The organism is Peribacillus sp. P4_D6, from assembly GCF_056401795.1.
This window is the reverse complement of the sequence record NZ_JBFUIQ010000343.1, coordinates 1-1,203: the sequence shown is the minus strand read 5'-3', so window position 1 is coordinate 1,203 and position 1,203 is coordinate 1. Positions and strand designations below refer to the sequence as shown.

2 protein-coding genes are annotated in these 1,203 nt (G+C 38.2%); both read left to right on the top strand.

What is annotated here, in order from left to right; translation table 11 throughout:
- Positions 1 to 934: GerAB/ArcD/ProY family transporter (locus AC1DVB_RS27420; protein ID WP_477591984.1), on the top strand; the 934-nt coding region annotated here is incomplete at its 5' end.
- On the top strand, positions 931 to 1,203 hold a 273-nt coding region (locus AC1DVB_RS27415), incomplete at its 3' end, for a Ger(x)C family spore germination protein (protein WP_477591982.1). The genes AC1DVB_RS27420 and AC1DVB_RS27415, both read left to right, overlap by 4 nt.

The following is a 1,203-nucleotide window of genomic DNA, read 5'->3' as shown; positions in this document are numbered from 1 at the left end:
CCTTTTCATATGCTTATTGGTTGTACTGTTAAAAAAACATAAGGTTAAAGGCTATTACTCTTACATGGAGGAGGCCTATGGTAAGTGGCTCTCCAAACTTATTGGGTTGGTCATGGTGGTGTACTTTATAGGCGTGGCCAGCTTTGAAGTTCTTGCGATGAGTGAAATGGTCCGTTTTTATTTGTTGGAGGAAACCCCGGTTGAGATCGTGATACTTTCCATGATTTTAGCAAGTGCCCATCTATTGACAGGTCAAATTAAAGCCATAGCAAAGGTCTGCATCTTTTTTCTCCCACTGACAATTGTCATTGTGTTGCTCATTTACTTGTTTAGTCTTAGGGTAGTCGATCTTAAAAATATGCAGCCTGTTCTTGCGAAAGGGTTTCTCCCTGTCATGAAAGGAATGGGTTCCGGGACTTTGTCTTTTTTTGGGATTGAACTTTTCATTTTTTTGTTTGGCGTCGTTAAAAATGAAAACAAGATACGAAGAGGCGTTTTAATCGGTTTTTTCATACCGCTGATTTTATATGTAATTACATATGTTCTGGTAGTGGCTACGCTGACTGTCCCGGAGGTCATGGCAGTTACTTGGCCAACCATTTCTTTTATTCAGTCCTTTGAAGTAACAGGGATATTTTTAGAACGTATGGAGCTATTTCTCTTAATAACCTGGATTTTGCAGTTTTTTTGTACTCATGCGATTTACTACTACTTCGCAGCAGAAGGGCTTATGAAAATTTTTAATAATTCCTATTCAACGAACCTCATTGTATTGGTTCCTGTTATTTTTTTTCTGGCCAAAATTCCGAAAAATACAATCGAGATCTTTAAAATGAGCGACTTGCTGGGATATATATTTCCCTTTATATTGTTTGGCTTGCCAATTATTACTTTTGCAATCGTTCAAGTGAAAAGGAGCAGAAGAAGCGGATGAAAAGATTATGGTTAATCTTGCTTATTCCATTACTGGCTGGCTGTTGGGACAGTGAAAATATTGAAGAATTATCGCTCGTGGTGGGAATGGGAATCGATAAAAGCAAAAAGAAGGACGAAATCATGTTGACACAGCAAATTCTGGTGCCTCCAGGAAATAGTGTTCAGGAAAATCAGGCTCAACTAAAATATAAAAATGTTACCGTCAGTGCCAAAACGCTGCATGAAGCAATTAGGGATTCGTTACTCATAACCAATACGGTTTTAACC